Origin of the sequence: Micromonospora narathiwatensis, from assembly GCF_900089605.1 — a bacterium.
GTDB lineage: Bacteria > Actinomycetota > Actinomycetes > Mycobacteriales > Micromonosporaceae > Micromonospora > Micromonospora narathiwatensis.
Window position 1 is genome coordinate 1139955 of the sequence record NZ_LT594324.1, and the last position, 14018, is coordinate 1153972.

The 14018-nt window shown below is 69.4% G+C and carries 10 protein-coding genes; 4 read left to right on the forward strand and 6 right to left on the reverse strand.

Annotation, left to right across the window (positions count from 1 at the left end):
- The first annotated feature begins 117 nt into the window (after nucleotides 1–117).
- Nucleotides 118–1173, forward strand: a complete 1056-nt coding sequence (locus tag GA0070621_RS05125; protein WP_091191979.1) for a pyridoxal-dependent decarboxylase — start codon at nucleotides 118–120, stop codon at nucleotides 1171–1173.
- A gap of 317 nt (nucleotides 1174–1490) precedes the next feature.
- On the opposite strand, the gene GA0070621_RS30695 is transcribed toward GA0070621_RS05125, so the two are convergent.
- Complete coding sequence (locus tag GA0070621_RS30695; RefSeq protein WP_167666611.1) at nucleotides 1491–1835, reverse strand: hypothetical protein; 345 nt, start codon at nucleotides 1833–1835, stop codon at nucleotides 1491–1493.
- On the opposite strand from GA0070621_RS30695, the gene GA0070621_RS05130 reads away from it, so the two are divergent.
- Together GA0070621_RS05130 and GA0070621_RS05135 are read left to right on the forward strand one after the other, a co-directional pair.
- Nucleotides 1815–4634, forward strand: a complete 2820-nt coding sequence (locus GA0070621_RS05130) for a hypothetical protein (protein ID WP_167666612.1) — start codon at nucleotides 1815–1817, stop codon at nucleotides 4632–4634. The two genes, GA0070621_RS30695 and GA0070621_RS05130, sit on opposite strands and share 21 nt — an antisense overlap.
- Nucleotides 4635–5044: 410 nt before the next feature.
- Entirely contained in the window at nucleotides 5045–6364 is a 1320-nt protein-coding gene (locus GA0070621_RS05135; protein ID WP_091191982.1) for a hypothetical protein, read from the forward strand.
- 93 nt (nucleotides 6365–6457) lie between these two features.
- Here the strand turns inward: GA0070621_RS05135 and GA0070621_RS05140 are convergent, their stop codons facing one another.
- From GA0070621_RS05140 to mobF, 4 genes are all read right to left on the reverse strand, one after another.
- On the reverse strand, nucleotides 6458–6841 hold the full coding sequence (locus GA0070621_RS05140) for a hypothetical protein (protein WP_091191984.1): 384 nt from the start codon (nucleotides 6839–6841) through the stop codon (nucleotides 6458–6460).
- A gap of 100 nt (nucleotides 6842–6941) precedes the next feature.
- Nucleotides 6942–7409 carry a hypothetical protein gene (locus GA0070621_RS05145; protein ID WP_157739842.1) on the reverse strand — a complete coding sequence of 156 codons (468 nt, stop codon included), beginning with the start codon at nucleotides 7407–7409 and terminating at the stop codon, nucleotides 6942–6944.
- A gap of 241 nt (nucleotides 7410–7650) precedes the next feature.
- Nucleotides 7651–8547: a hypothetical protein gene (locus GA0070621_RS05150; protein WP_091191988.1), complete on the reverse strand. Its 897-nt coding sequence runs from the start codon at nucleotides 8545–8547 to the stop codon at nucleotides 7651–7653.
- On the reverse strand, nucleotides 8547–12800 hold the full coding sequence (gene mobF / locus GA0070621_RS05155; RefSeq protein ID WP_091191989.1) for a MobF family relaxase: 4254 nt from the start codon (nucleotides 12798–12800) through the stop codon (nucleotides 8547–8549). Before mobF ends, GA0070621_RS05150 begins: the two co-directional genes overlap by 1 nt.
- Nucleotides 12801–13035: 235 nt before the next feature.
- Between mobF and GA0070621_RS05160 the strand changes: the two genes are divergently transcribed.
- The gene (locus tag GA0070621_RS05160) at nucleotides 13036–13461 is read left to right on the forward strand and encodes a hypothetical protein (protein ID WP_157739843.1); all 426 of its coding nucleotides are present in this window, start codon (nucleotides 13036–13038) and stop codon (nucleotides 13459–13461) included.
- A gap of 101 nt (nucleotides 13462–13562) precedes the next feature.
- Here GA0070621_RS05160 and GA0070621_RS05165 read toward each other — a convergent pair whose 3' ends face one another.
- Nucleotides 13563–14009: a hypothetical protein gene (locus tag GA0070621_RS05165; protein ID WP_157739844.1), complete on the reverse strand. Its 447-nt coding sequence runs from the start codon at nucleotides 14007–14009 to the stop codon at nucleotides 13563–13565.
- Between the last annotated feature and the right edge of the window lie 9 nt (nucleotides 14010–14018).

Here is a 14018-nt window from a genome sequence, read left to right on the forward strand (position 1 = left end):
CCAGACGACCCACCACGAGCCCGACCTGGGCCGTCGGCTTGCTGCCCTTTCGGCAGGCTTACCGCCGCACGTCGAACGGACCTGACCGGCAGCACATCCACTATCGGGTTCCGGGCGTTGGCACCGCTGCTGGACTTCGCGGTCTACAACAGCGGCGACGCCGACAGCGACCCCGCCCACCTGAACCACGCCCACGACCTCGAACGCGAGGCCGTCAGCTTTTTCGCCGGGCTGTTCCGAGCACCCGAACGGTGGTGGGGATGCGTCACCAGCAGCGGCGCCGACGCCACACTCCACGCACTGCACCTGGCACGCGCCCGCCTCGGCGCAGCCGCCGTCTACCACTCGGCCGCCGCGCACCCCAGCGTGCCGAGCGCCGCACGGCTCCTCGGCCTGCACACCGTTGTGGTCGCAATCGACCCGACAGGCGAGATGGACTACGACGACCTCACCCGCCAGCTCGCCGTTCACCGCGGCCCCGCCGCCATCGTCGTGGCCACCATCGGCACCCCCTGGACCGATGCCGCCGATAACGTCGCGGAGATTCACCAACGTCTGGACCAGCTCGGCATTACCCGACGGCACGTCCACAGCGACGCCGCAGGCACCGGCATCCCCCTGGCACTCAGCGACGACCCGCCACCATTCGACCTGTCCGACGGCGCCGACAGCATCAGCCTCAGCGAAAACACCATCATCGGCCTCCCCATGCCCGCCGGCATCCTCGTCACCCGACGCCAGCACGCCGTACCAGACCCAACAGGTAGGGGCCGAGGATGTGACGCTGTCGACGCCCGCAGCGGCCTGGCCAGGATCATGCTGTGGTACGCCACTGCGCGCCTCGGACGGCGCGGGCTGCGGGAACGCGTACAACACGGCGCCGAACTGGCCGCCTACACCGAGCAGCGACTACACGACGTTGGCTGGCCGAGATGGCGTCGCCCCGGCGCGTTGGCTGTCGTCCTGACCACCCCACCGCCAAGCGTCAGGGCTCGGTGGATCCTGCTGACCGCGCATGGACTCAGCAGGATCATCTGCCATCCGGGCATCACCTGCCAACACATCGACGAGTTCGTCGCCGACCTCGCACCACACGCCTACAGCGTCAGCCATGACGGTGTGGCGGTGCCCGGTCTCCTCTCGGAGGCGACACGAGGCACCCGTCACGCATGATCGACCGCAGCCACCGACGGCCCGAACGTGGTCAGCCGGGTGAGGAGCCCCGTCGCAGGTCAAAGCTGGTGGCAGTGTGGTGAATCAGACCCGGGACCCAGCCAGTCGAAAAGCGACTGAGGCTGTACCTGCGGGAGGCCGCCGAGCGAGGCGATAATCGATCTCGGTCCGGTGCGTTCGCGGGCACAATGAACGCCGTGCTTGCCGCCACCGGTTCCCTGCTGACTTCGCTCGATCCGCTGCCGTACCGGAAGCGGATGAACCGCCTCGCGGAATGGGCGCGTACTGCGCCCGACCGCGCGCAGGTCTGCGCTGACCTACGGGAGCAGGGCCCCTACGAGCGGCATCTCGCCCTGGTCGCTGCGACGGTGGCCGGGGATTCCGACGGCATCGCTGCTGCGGCACGCGATCCGCAGCCGTCGATCAGGGGTGCCGCGCTCACCGCGGCGCTGCGGGCCGGCCTTCCGGCTGGCGATGTTGTCGAGCGGCCGGCGATGGAGCGGCGGCGTGTCTATCGGGCCCTGCGCCGTCGGTATGCGCCGGCTGTCGCCGACGCGTTGATCATCGAGGTACATGCCCAGTTCGGTGACGAGGAGGCCGCCGCGCTGCTGCCAGCATGCGGCGCCGATACGGTTCGGGCTTTGCTGCCTGACCTGGAGCATGCGCTCAGCCTTGAGCGGCTGGTCCGGTGGCACCCCGGCCCGCTGCTTGACCGGGTCTGCGAGCGGCTGGCCACGGCACCGTCCGAGATGCGCGAAAGGATCTGGAGCGGTGCCGCCAACGCGGTGCTGCGCTGTGACCCGGCTCAGGCGCTCGACCTGCTCGAACGGTACGCACCCGAGGAATCGCTGCCCGGCCCGCTCGGCGCGTACGGAAGGCTCGCGGCGCATGACGCGAGTCGCATCGCCCGCCTACTCACCACGCCCGGTCGCACGGCCTGGCTACAGCGGACCGTGCTGCCGCCGGCCTTGCTGCGCCGCCTCGCGGCGCTGCCCACCGACGAGCTGGCGCCGCTCGCCAGCCGGTTCCGTGAACAGAGCCGGGCGTTGGCGGCGCTGCTCGACGCCGTCGCGCCGAGCAGGCGCGGGGAGTTGTACGACCGGGCCTTGGCCGAGGCCGACACGGCAGTGCTGGTTCCGGCTGCCGAAATCATGGAGGTGCTGCCGGTCGCGGTCCGGATCCGCGAGGCGACCAGGGTGCTGGGCCTGGCGCGGACCCGTGAGCGGGAGGCCGAGGTGTGCACCTGGAGTGCGTACCTGGCCTGGCCGGACGCGTCCGCCGCGCTGGATGTCGCGTTGCGCTCCGGCGACGCCGACGAGCGGGCGCACGGTTACGCGCTGTTGGTGGAGGCCGGCCGCCGCTCCCGCGACCCGCAGGCGGTGGCCGAGGTGATCGTCCGGCTCGGCCGGCTGCGCAACGAGCAGGATCCGGTACGCGCGGCCGCGCTCACCGCGTTGGCGAAGGTGGCGCCGCTGCTCACCGCGGACACGGCGGCCGGGCTCACTCAGCTGACCACCGACGCGGTCGATGCCCGCGACGCCTCCGCCGCCACCACGACAGCGTTGAGCACGCTCGCCGTCGACGTCCTGCAGCACCACGTCGCCGTGCCGCAGCTTCGCGAGTGGGCGCTGCTCACTATCGACCTGGTGAGCACGGGCGCGAGCGTGCCGGTACTGCGCCGCTTCGACACGGTGCTGCGCAGCGGGCAGGAGACGATGGTCTTCGAGCGGCTGCGCGGCTGGGTCGAGGCCGGCATCGCCCGCGGCCGGTACGGTCCGCTCTTCGCGCTCACCCAAGCGCTCGGCAAGCGGGCCTGGCGGCTGCCGCAGCTGCAGGCTTTGCTGCGTCGGGCGATCGGCCCGGACACGCTGCCCTCGATCGGCCGGACGGCGATCGGGCTGTGGCTCGACGACCCGCGTACGCGTTCGGAACGAGTCGCCGAGGTGCTCGCAACCGACTCCACGGCGGTGACGATCCACGAGGTGTGGGCGACGATCTGCGCATCCCGCACCGACCTGCTAGACCGGGCGCTGCACCGCCGCCCGCGCGGCCGTTTCGTGGAACCGGGGACGCGGTGGGTGCCCGCTTGGGCGTTTCACGCCGAGCGCTGGCTGCCTCGCCAGCAGGCCCGCTTCCTGGACCTGCAGGAGCTGGTCGTCGCCGACACCGGGCAGGGGGTGTGGCAGCGCGTGGCGGCGATCCGGGCCGCCGCTGGCGTCGGTGGCACGGGCCGCGAGCTGGTGTCGCGCTTCCTCGACGCTCCCGAGGTGCCAATCGCCGAGGCGGCGCTGGGCGCGCTGGTCTGGACCGACCGGCCGGACGAGGCGCTGCCGGTGCTGCTCCGGTACGCCGACGGCGACCGGGCGCGGGTCGCGCTGTACGCGGCCGGTCGGGCTGCCCGGCACATCCCGCCGTCCCGGCTGGCCGATGTGCTCGGCGAGGTGGTGACCGGGCCCGCGAAGATCACGAGCCGGAAGGAGGCGGCCCGGCTGCTGGCACGCTACGGGCCGCCGCGGGTGATGGCGACGCTGCTCGACGCGTACACAAAGCCGGATGCGCACCGCGACGTGCGCGCGGCGATCGTCTCCGCCGCCCGGCAGCGGCTGCACGCCGAGGCGAGCTGGACCATCCTGCGGACTGCGGTCGACGGCAGCCGGGAGGAGCGGCGCGCGGTCCTGAGCACGTACCCGTACACGATCCCGGAACGGCACCGCCCGCGCTACGGCGCGCTCATCATCGAGGCGTGCCGCGCCGCCGACCGGGAGGTTCGGCGCGCCGCGTTCGGCCAGCTCGGGGAATGGTCGCCGTGGCTGGCCGAGGTCACCGAACTGGTCGTGGACCGGCTCACCGACCTCGGCGAAACGATGGCGTCCATCGAGGTCGCCAACCTGCTCAAGGCTGGCGACGACGCAGTACTCGGCGCCGCGCTGGCCCGGCTTGTGGACCGCGACGCGGACGACGACCATCCCGGCGACCCGGCCGCGGACCGCCCAGCCCGACGCCGCATCGAACTCCTCGCGCGCGGCGCGGTCGTCCGGTCCAGAAGCCGGCCGGCCAATGCCGACCGGACCACGTTGGTCGAATCGGCGCGGTGGCTCGCCGGTCATCCCGCCTTCACCGGCATGGCCACGGGGCTGCTGGTCGACCTCGGCCGGCTGGACAACCTGGACGAGGTAGCCGGACTGTGTGCGGGCCGGCCCGTCCTCGCGGTTCGCACCGCTGAACGTATCGGCGTCCGCCTGCGAGGCCTCCGCGAGTGGCCCGACCCGGCGATCCTCACCGGCACCGTCGCGCGCCTGGCGGGGCGCGGCGACCTCGCAGGCGGGCTGTTCGCGGTGGCGCTGGTCCGGCACGGGGCCAGCTTCGGTTGGAAAGCGCCATGGCGGGATCTGCTGGTCGGCCTGCGCAGGCACCCGGACGCCGACGTGCGCGAGGAGGCGTACGCCATCGACATGAGCTGACCGCTATCAGGGACCAAGCCCGGGGCTAGGCCCCGCCCCGCTGCGCGAAGCGGCCCTAATCGGGAGGAAGTAGGCCTACTCCCGAGTTAGGGACGGGCCTGCTGTTCGATGCTGCGGGCGTGCGGCGTCCAGGTGGGCCAGGAAGCGGGCGATCGTGGGTCACCGGCCGCGGCCAGCCATTCGGCGGCTTGGCGCCAACCGACCGGACGGACCGTGACAGCGGATCGTTGGGCCACCGGGTGTTGTCCGCGGCAATGAGGATGCCGCACCAAGGTCCGACGCCGAGCACGGCGCGCGCACTCGGCGGCATGAGAGTGCACCAACTCGCTCGTTGATCGCGACGTTGTGGTTCGGCGTCAGAGAGGAGACCAAACCCCCTCGCGCGTCGGCAGGCTGAAGCCCCAAAATTGATGACCATGGGCAGTTGGGGTGAACTGAGTGCCGGACCGTTCACGTTATTCTTCTTCAAGGACATAGTCCCGAATGACCTCGTTTGCCTGTTCCAGGACGAAATGTACTCGCCTTCGATCGGGCGAGCTTCAACTCGCTATGTGCTTGGTGACAAGCCTGACCATGACGTTGAGTTCTTCGAGTACAAGGCCACCGGACGTCTGATCGCAGACCGGCTCGACATCCTCGGCTTCGACATCGATTCTGCACTCGAAGTTCTGAGGCAATCGATCGGCGAGAACCTTGACAGTCCGCCTTGGTTCGAAGGCATGGGCAGGATAGATCCAGAGTCGGTCGAACGCTGGGAGGCTGAACAGGCGGCACTCGCCGAGCTTGACACTGATCGTTGGCTCAAGGCGATAGCATCAGCAGCCGCTACACAAAGCAAAGCTGTGTTCGAGCCCCCCGATCAGCAGCCCGTCATCGGATCAGGAAAGTGGCTGCTGGAGCTAATTCCTGATGAAACAGAAAATGCCCGATGGCACCGCTTGCGGCTTGTGACACACGCCGTGCCTGACATCGAGGTGATTCTCGACGTTTCAGACTTGGTGTATGGCGGCTGGCTTGTTAAGGACGAACTCGACACCATGCCATCAGTCGCTCAAGAATGGTGGACAGCCGAATCGTCAGCCAGATCACCGATTGTCGTACTGACCGAGGGTAGCACCGACGCCGAGTTCCTTCGTGCCGGCCTTAAGTTGCTGTATCCACACCTGGCCGACCTCGTGCGATTCCTCGACCCCCGCGCCAGATCTGAGGGCAGCGCAGGAGCGCTGGTCAATACCGTGAAAGCATTTGCCGCAGCAGGCATCAGGAACCGCATCGTCGCCGCGTTCGACGACGATGGCGCCGCTAGTGATGCCTTGAAGCAGCTCAAGGCTGTCGCGCTACCGCCGAATATCGTCCTCATGCAGTTTCCCGCTGTGCCGATACCCGACTATCTGGTCGCTCAACTCCCACCTTCCGAAGGTCAGCACCGGCCGACTGAGGATCGAAGCAATGCGCGAATCTCCGGGTGCATCGAGATGTATCTAGGATCTGACACGATCCGGGGTGACGACAACGTCACGTTGTTAATGGATCTGACCTTCCATCACCGCGACCCTAGCCACTATGAGGCCCGTTTCGCCGACAAAAGAAACAAGAAGAAGGTGCAGGAGAACTATCGCCGCAAGGTCCGTCTAGCCGAAGCGCATGGCGGCCCGCTACCGCACCAGGACTGGTCTGCCATGGCAACTGTCCTGAAACGCATCATCAGCGCCCACCAGACCGAGTCATAGCCGGCTCAGCGAAAGCACGGGCGCTCTCATCGGCAGATCAGTTCGTTTGCCGGCGCTCGGCTCGGCTGCTGGTGCGGTCGGAGGAGGCGCGTGTTACGCCGCTTCGGTGGTCCAGTCCGGTGCGAGCATGGCCACCTGTCGCGCCCAGGCCATCGTTCCGCCGGGCAGCGGCCAGGCTCTGGTACGGCCTTCGCTGCGTGCGATGTCTTCGAGGTCAGCGGCGATGCGGCGGGTCATATTGGTGAGGTGTGCCCTCGCCATCTGGTCGTCCTGGTCGGCAAGCGCCTGTAAATGGTTCAGGCGGCCTTGGTACTCCTGAATCGGCTGGCGCTGCACGGACGAGATCCACGACGGATCGGCTGCGGGAGTGAGCACGAGCACGTCGGGTACGGCATGTTCGGCCAGGGCGGCGGTGATCCGGTCGTGGCCGTCGAGCACGAGGAGCGTTTGCAGCCCACTCACCCACCACAGCAACACCGGTGGCAGGATACCCTCGCGATATTGACGACGATAGGAACGCACCCTGCCGGTATCCACCGCCGATAGCCGGCGAAGTGGTAGCACGTCCCGCTGGTCCTCATCCGGATCGCCGTAGACCGAACCAGGTGATGTGACCCTGGTCAGGGTCAACCACGTGCAGACGCTGCCAGTGCGTGGTGACAGCCCACCTCGGCATGCCCCAGGCCAACACCCAGCGACCGGCGTGCAACGGCCCGTCAACGCCGGCCTGCAACCAGCCGGTGAACTGGTGCGTCCACCGCGCTGCCCACGCATCCTCGTCCTCGCTGCTCGCACGCAGGTGCCGGGCCTGCGCGGCCGTGATCGGCGGTATCGGCGAGCGGTACCGGCCAGTCCGTGCGTAGTACACACCCCGATGCATCGCCCGCTGCCGACCCAGCAACACCACCCGGTCGTCCTGACGCACCAGCAGCCGCCGGCCACCGGCCACCTCGACGCGCAAACGCGGACGGACCGGTACCTCCACATCAAGGACAAGCCCAGCCCAACGGCCACCGACCGACGCGGGCAATCGGGAGGGCAACACGCCGCCATGGTAGACTCACGCACCAGGCCAGATGATCAAGGATTCACCGACGCCTCCGTCGAGACCCGCTGCAACGACCGGCGGCCAAGCCCACGGCACTGGCCGACGACGGCGTACTCAATCCGGCACGACCGGGCGAGGTACGGCGGCAGCCGCTCGTCACGGTGTGTAGCGCGCTGATCGCGGCTGAGCGCACTCAATCTGGCTCTTGTCAGGAGACCCTGTGTTGTGGCTGGCTGGTTCAGGCGTTCGTGGGTGGCAGATCCGCCTCGTGTCCCGACGTACCCCGGACTGTCCACCCTCCGTAGGTCGCCGGCAGGGCTTCAAGCCTCGCCTCCCACCGCTTGAGGTAGTGCTCCATGCCCTCGACGGTGCGGGGTATGCCAAGCCAGTCGCGAGCGGCGTCGCGAATCTCGCGGGCGGCGATCGTCTCGGCGTTGGCGCCGTAGTCGACGGGGTAGCCGTCCACGATGTCGGACAACCAGCCGAAATTGCCGTACAGCTGGCCGACGCACCACAGGTGCTCTGAAAGCGGTGGCTCGATCAGCGCCCCCATCAGGTTCAGGAGTACGTCCACAGGGTCTTCGCCGCTGTCCAGAATCCGGTGCATGTAGGTGTCGATGATCTGCGCCAGGTTGGACAAGTCGAAGGGATCATGGTCAGACACCTTCTCATGATCGCCCATCGGGTGGGCCGGGACCCGGAGATTCTGCGGTGGAACCAGGAGGTGCTGCGACCTGCCGACGCCGTCGGTGATTGCTGGGTCGCTGCCTTCTACCCCTCGCTGCATGTGGGTGTGGCGATGGCCAACGAGCGGCTGGGCAACACGGTCGCCGCGCGCTGCCTTCGAGCAGGCGGCCGAGCATGTCGACGCGTTGCCGGCAGATGCATATATGGCGAGCAACTCCGCACGGCCATCACCGAGGGTCTTCGCAGGCTGAGCTGACTTTTGGCCTTCTTCCAGCTCGCGCGCAGCGGGCGCTCCACCCAGTGGTAGAGCTGGCCGCGCGATGTTGGCGGCGGCGAGAGCCGGGGCGACGTCGTCCTGGTCGACGATGACGGCGGACATGAGGTAGGCGCCGGGCCGGTGGCGCGGCTGCCACCAGGACTCGTCGACAAAGGCTGTGGTGGGGTGCATCAGTCGAGCTCCGTCTGACTGATGTCGGGGTTGGTGGTGATGCGCTGGTGCGCGTCGTGTGCGTGCTGGCGAAGGTGCTCGGGGATGGGTGTGGCGTGGGGTGTGGGGCGGGTGTCGTTGACGGCGTGAACGCGGGCGGTGGTGGCGGCGACGGCGTCGGCGAGGCCCCCGTTTCGGTTCGCGGCGCGGCGGACTTGTTCGGCGGCGGCGAGGCCGGCGTAGCGCGTCGGTAGGGCTTCGTCGTACCAGCGTTTCCATGCCGCGTGCTGGGTGTCGAGGACCGTGGCGCGTCGGCTGTGCTCGGCGATCTGGTGGTCGAGGCTGGCCAGCTTCTGCTGAAGGCTGCCGACCCGGTTAGCCGCAGCGGCGGCGTGGATGTGCAGGTCGTGTTGTGCGGTGAGGCGTCGGGTACGTGAGGGACCGCGGTGCCACCAGCGAGGTTGCAACCGTTGCGCGCGCGGCACGGTGTGGCGGTGCGTGGCGTCGGCGGTGGCAAGCAGTTGGGCGATGTCGTGGCGGTGGTGTTCGGCGTCGGTGAGGGCGCGGTAGGTGGTTCGGAGCTCGTCGGCGACGTAGGCGGGCGCGGTGTTGTCGGCGGCGTGCTGCGTGGTGATGAGGCGGGTGAGTTCGGCGTCGGGTGCGGTGGTGAGCTTGCCGGCGAGGGTGGCGGCGCCGAGGACGAGTCGGGCCCGGTGCCAGGCGTTCCAGCGGGTGATGTCGCTGGTATGGGGTTCGGGCCCGATGGGGTGGTCGCTGGTGAGTTGGTAGGTGTCGCGGTAGGCGGCGACGACTTCGGCGCGGGTGAGCCATTGTTGGCGGCCAGTGTCGTCGGTGGGGATGTCGCCGAGGGCGAGGCTCCAGGCGGGCTGGGTCTGTGTGGCGAGGTGCGCGAGTGCTTCGGCGCGTTGGTCGCAGATTGTGGCGACCTGGCGTAGCGCGTCACCGATGTCGCCGGTGAGGTCGGCCGGGAGGCGGTCGGTGTGGGTGCGCCAGTGTTCGGGGCGTTCGGCGATGGCGGGGTCGGCGGTGGTTCGTTGCATGAGGCGGTCGATGCGCCAGGTGAGGACGGCGGCGGTGTCGTCTGCGGTGTCGAGTTCTCGTACGTGGATGGCGCGGCGGAGGACGTCGCGGGGTTCGTGTCCGGCGGCGGCGTAGGTGTTGAGTCGGCTGATGAGTGCCGGTAGGGCGAGGTCGTGGGCGAGCCGGTCGGCGAGGGCGGGGCCGCTGAGTTGGCGGACGATGGTGAGGTATTCGGGGATGCGGGCGCGGGCGGTGAGGTCGTTGTAGATGGGCGTCCAGGTGTGCAGGGCGTCGGCGTTGGCCCAGAGCTGCTGTTCGGTTTCGGTGGCGGAGCGCTCGGGGGTGGCGCGGCGCATGATGTCGGCGAGAACGGCGACGCGGGCGGTGGGTGGGGCGGGTGGGGTGCCTTCGCGGGGGTGGTCGTCGGTGACGACGTACGCCTCGTTGAGCGTCTGGCCGCGGGTGAGCATGACGTAGACGCGGGCGAGTGAGGTGTTGTCGTCGATGAGCGCGCGGGCGGTGTCGACGGTTTGTCCTTGGACCGAGTCGACGGTTTGGGCGTACGCGAGGTGGGTGTGCCGGGCGGTGTAGGCGGCGGGCAGGATCGCGGTCGTTCCGGTGGTGATGTTGGTGACGTGGAGTTGTCCGTCGCGGGTGATGGCGTTGATGCGCCATTGGTCGCGGTTGGTGACGTAGTCGGGGCCGGCGGCGATGCGCCGGTCGTTGCGGCGGGTGACGATGATGTCGCCGACGCTGGCATGGTTGCCGTCCTGCAGGCGGACGGCGCGGTCGGGCTGTACGCGGCCTGCGGTGATGAGCAGGTTGCGGGCGTGGTGGGCGATGTCGCTGGCCTCTTGGGTGGTGTCGACGAGCATCATGCTGTGGCGGCCGGCGGTGATGTCGGCGAGCCATCGGGTGAGCATCTGGTTGACGAGGTGGCGGCGGTGTCCGCCGATGAGGCGCCCGTGCCGGTCGTACTCGTCGAGGACGGTGGGGTCGCCGTGGCGCAGCCGTAGCGAGGCGGGGCCTTCCCAGGCGTGGGTGAAGCGGTGCACGTGGGACAGGGAAGTGGTGACGCCGAGGGTGGCGAGGTATCGGAGCAGTCCACCGGGTCCGACGGCGGATGTCTGGTTGGGGTCGCCGACAAGGATGAGCTTGCCGCGTGCCTGGTCGAGCTGGGCGGTGAGGCGGGCCAGATCGTGGCTGGAGACCTGTGATGCCTCGTCGAGGATGACCCATTGCCCGGGTGCGAACTGCCAGTCGCGGGCATTGCCGTCGGGCGGGGGGCGATGTTGGGCGTGCAGCCACCGGGCGACGTTCTCGGTGCGCAGGGTGGTTCCGTCGGGTTGGCGGGTGGCGTCGGCGAGCAGGTTGGCGGCGGCCTGGCCGACGGTGAGCCCGAGCACCGGTATGCCTGCGGCGTGGGCTGCGGCGACGACGGCCCGCTGAAGGTGTGTCTTGCCGGTGCCGGCGGGACCGATGACACCGGTGATGCGCCGGTCGTCGCCGATGAGGAACCGCAGCACCTCGGCTTTCTCGCCGGACAGGTCCAATTGCTCGACGGCGGCGTTGACGACCTCGGCGGGGGCGAGGCGCGCGCCGCGTTGACGGGCGTAGGCGATGATCTGGTGCTCGGCGGCGAGGACGGCGTGGGTTGTCAGGTGCAGGTCTCGGTGGCGGGTGTATTCGCTGTGCAGGTCGCTGGCACGTTGCAGGCTCGGTCCCCACTGCACGAGCGCTGGGGGTGTCAGGAGGCGCAGGCCGGCGGCCCGTTCGGTGACGGCCTGGGCGGCGAGGCGCTGCACGCGTTGCCAGTCCGAAGCGGGTGAGTGTCCGGGTGTGATGTCGAGGACCTGACCGATGGCGAGTTCGAGGTGGTCGCGGCCGAAGACGGCGCGCTGGCGGCCGAGCGTGTGCACGGCGCGGGCGACCGCCAACCGGTCGTCGGCGCGTACGGCGGCGTCGATGACGCGCGATCGGTGTGCGCGGGCGACGCGGAGCTGGGCGGCGGCGGCCCGCAGCGTGGTCTCGTCCAGGGCGGCGGGTTCGGCTGCGAGACGGCGGGCCCGGCGCAGGACCCGCAGGGCGATGGCGGTGGTGTCATCGTGCGCGTGACCGTCGAGAAGACGGTGGATCTGCCGGCTGGTGTCGAGGCCCATTTTGCGGTCTTCGGCGAGCCAGCGGCGTACGGCCTTCTGGGTCGACTCTGCGCCTTGGTGAGGCCGGCGGGTACGCAGGGTGGCGTCCTGGGCGCGAGTACGCCACCGTCGCGGTGCCATCCGCTGAAGCGGGGACGCGCCGCGGTGAATCTCCTCGGTGATGGCGGCGCGACGTTTGGCGTAGTGGCGCAGGGAGTCGTCGCTGATGCCGACGATCTCACGGATGCCGCTGTCAGGGCGTGGGGCGAAGGTGATGCCACGGCGCTGGCGTAGTTCGGCTTCGATCGCGCGTTCGTAGGCGACGCGGGCGCCGATCGCGGCGCGGTAGAGGGCCCGGCCGTCGAGGGCGAGCCATTGAGACTTGCCGTCGGCGCTGTGGGCTTGAACTTTGGCGGAGACCACGATGTGCGCGTGGAGTTGGGGGTCACATTCACGGCTGAGGCGGTGGTCGAAGACCATGGCCGCCAGGCCGGCGGTGTCGAGTTGGCGGACGCCCCTGGCGCCGGCGCGGGCGTAGGCGCCGTGTCGTTGCAGGTGGTCGAGCACGACTCGTACCCCGGCGTGGTGGGCGGCCATGACGTCGCGTTTGACGTCGTCGTCGCCGAAGGCCCACAGCAGCGATACGGACTTGACCGGGGACACGGTGACGTCGAACGCGGATACCGCGCGGCGCTCCGGGGCGGTCATCGCGTCGTACCACGCCTTGTCCCGCTGTTCGACCGTGGCGTCGTCGGGCAGGAGTGACAGCGCTCGCTGTGCGGCTGCGGCCCGGTACGCGTCTGTCTGCGGCGCGTAGGTGCGCCATCGCTGTCCGAGCTGATAGCCGGCGCGGGGATGGCGTCCCTGGCCGACGAGGAAGCGCATCTGGCTCTCGGTGACCCAGCCGCTCATTCCGAGGACCGCGGCGCCGTCGCCAGCCCACCAGCCGGGGCTCTCACCTTGCGCCGTCGGGTCCATGTAGTACGGGGCCGGGCCCCCGGCGGTCGGGGCGCGCATGTCGTGCCGGCCGGCCGCGACCTGCTCCATCAGATAGCGATATCCGCTGCCGGGCGAGATTCGCGTGATGGACAACATGCGAAAACCGTAGATGATCAACTAGAAGATGGGTGGCGGAGAATGCAAGAGGGTGTGTCGCCTTTAAGGGGGGTGAGAATCGTGAGGGTGGGCGTTCGTGCAGGTAGGAGGCTATATGGCTGGCCTGGGTGAAGGTCTGAGGTGGTTCCTGAAATTGCGGCCAGGATCGAACGAATAGGCAAGATGGCGGGCTCGGGATGTGTTGGTGGGATCGGAAAGTCGCTACGGTCGGGATATGGCGAGTCGAACGGGGAATGATGCGGTCCGTGCGCTTCGGGCGCGGCAGGAGGTCGAGCGGCGTGCCGTGCGGGCTGTCGAGCAATCGGCGTCGGCGCTTGCGGATGCTGCCGAGCGGCGGCGCGAGCTGCTGGCAAAGGTAGACGGGGAGATGCGGGACGCTACGGCGGCACACGAACTGTCGGTGGTGGTCCTCGCGACGATTCTCCGTGACGACGGATTGGCCGCAGAGTTGGCCGGTGTGGACGTGAGCAGGGTCCGGGCGTTGCGGCGGATGGTGGACGGTAAGGCGGTGCGCGAGCGCATCGCGCAGTTGGGGACGGTGGTGCCGCGTCGCAGTCGGCAGCCTGCGTCGGAGGTCGTGTCGCGCGGGGGCGCGGTGGGTGATGCCGGGCCGGTTGTCGGCCTGGTGGACGGCGGCTGACCCGCAGGCGCTGTGGGACGTGGGGTGAGAGCCGGGAGCGGCAGCCAGCGAGGTCCTGCGTGTGCCGCCCGGCCGCTGCGCGCGGCCGGGCGGGCGCGGCTTCAGGGGTGCTGGCCGAGCAGGCGTCCGGGGTCGCCGGTGGTGGTCCATCCGGCGCAGTCGTTGAATAGTCGGTGCGCGCTGTGGGCGAGCGTGACCGGGTACAGGTTGGGGCGCTGCACGTAGTGCTTGCCGTGCTGCCAGAGGTCGAGCAGCATCGCGGCCAGTCGCAGGGTGGCGCGCAGTCGTCCGGGGTTGCAGTCCTCGCAGTGGTGCCGGCGGGCGTACTTGATGAGTGCGACGGTCGCGGCGCGCAGTTGCACGGCGGTGGTGAGGTCGTGGACCGGTTCGGTGGGCCACGCGGGGCGATGGTCGCACAGGTGCAGGTAATCGATGACGTGGGCCATGTGGCAGCGGGCGTCTTCAAGCATGGCCAGGACCTGGCCGACGCGGCGGACGTTGGGCGTTGCCGCCGGGATCGACGTCGTGGGTGCCGTGAGGGCAGACATGGGGACTCC

Coding starts and splice junctions, on each gene's coding strand:
- GA0070621_RS05160 (WP_157739843.1), top strand. CDS start 13,036: ATGGCGAGTCGAACGGGGAATGATGCGGTCCGTGCGCTTCGGGCGCGG.
- mobF (WP_091191989.1), bottom strand. CDS start 12,800: ATGTTGTCCATCACGCGAATCTCGCCCGGCAGCGGATATCGCTATCTG.
- GA0070621_RS30695 (WP_167666611.1), bottom strand. CDS start 1,835: ATGCTCCAGGTCAGGCAGCAAAGCCCGAACCGTATCGGCGCCGCATGC.
- GA0070621_RS05135 (WP_091191982.1), top strand. CDS start 5,045: ATGACCATGGGCAGTTGGGGTGAACTGAGTGCCGGACCGTTCACGTTA.
- GA0070621_RS05150 (WP_091191988.1), bottom strand. CDS start 8,547: ATGCACCCCACCACAGCCTTTGTCGACGAGTCCTGGTGGCAGCCGCGC.
- GA0070621_RS05165 (WP_157739844.1), bottom strand. CDS start 14,009: ATGTCTGCCCTCACGGCACCCACGACGTCGATCCCGGCGGCAACGCCC.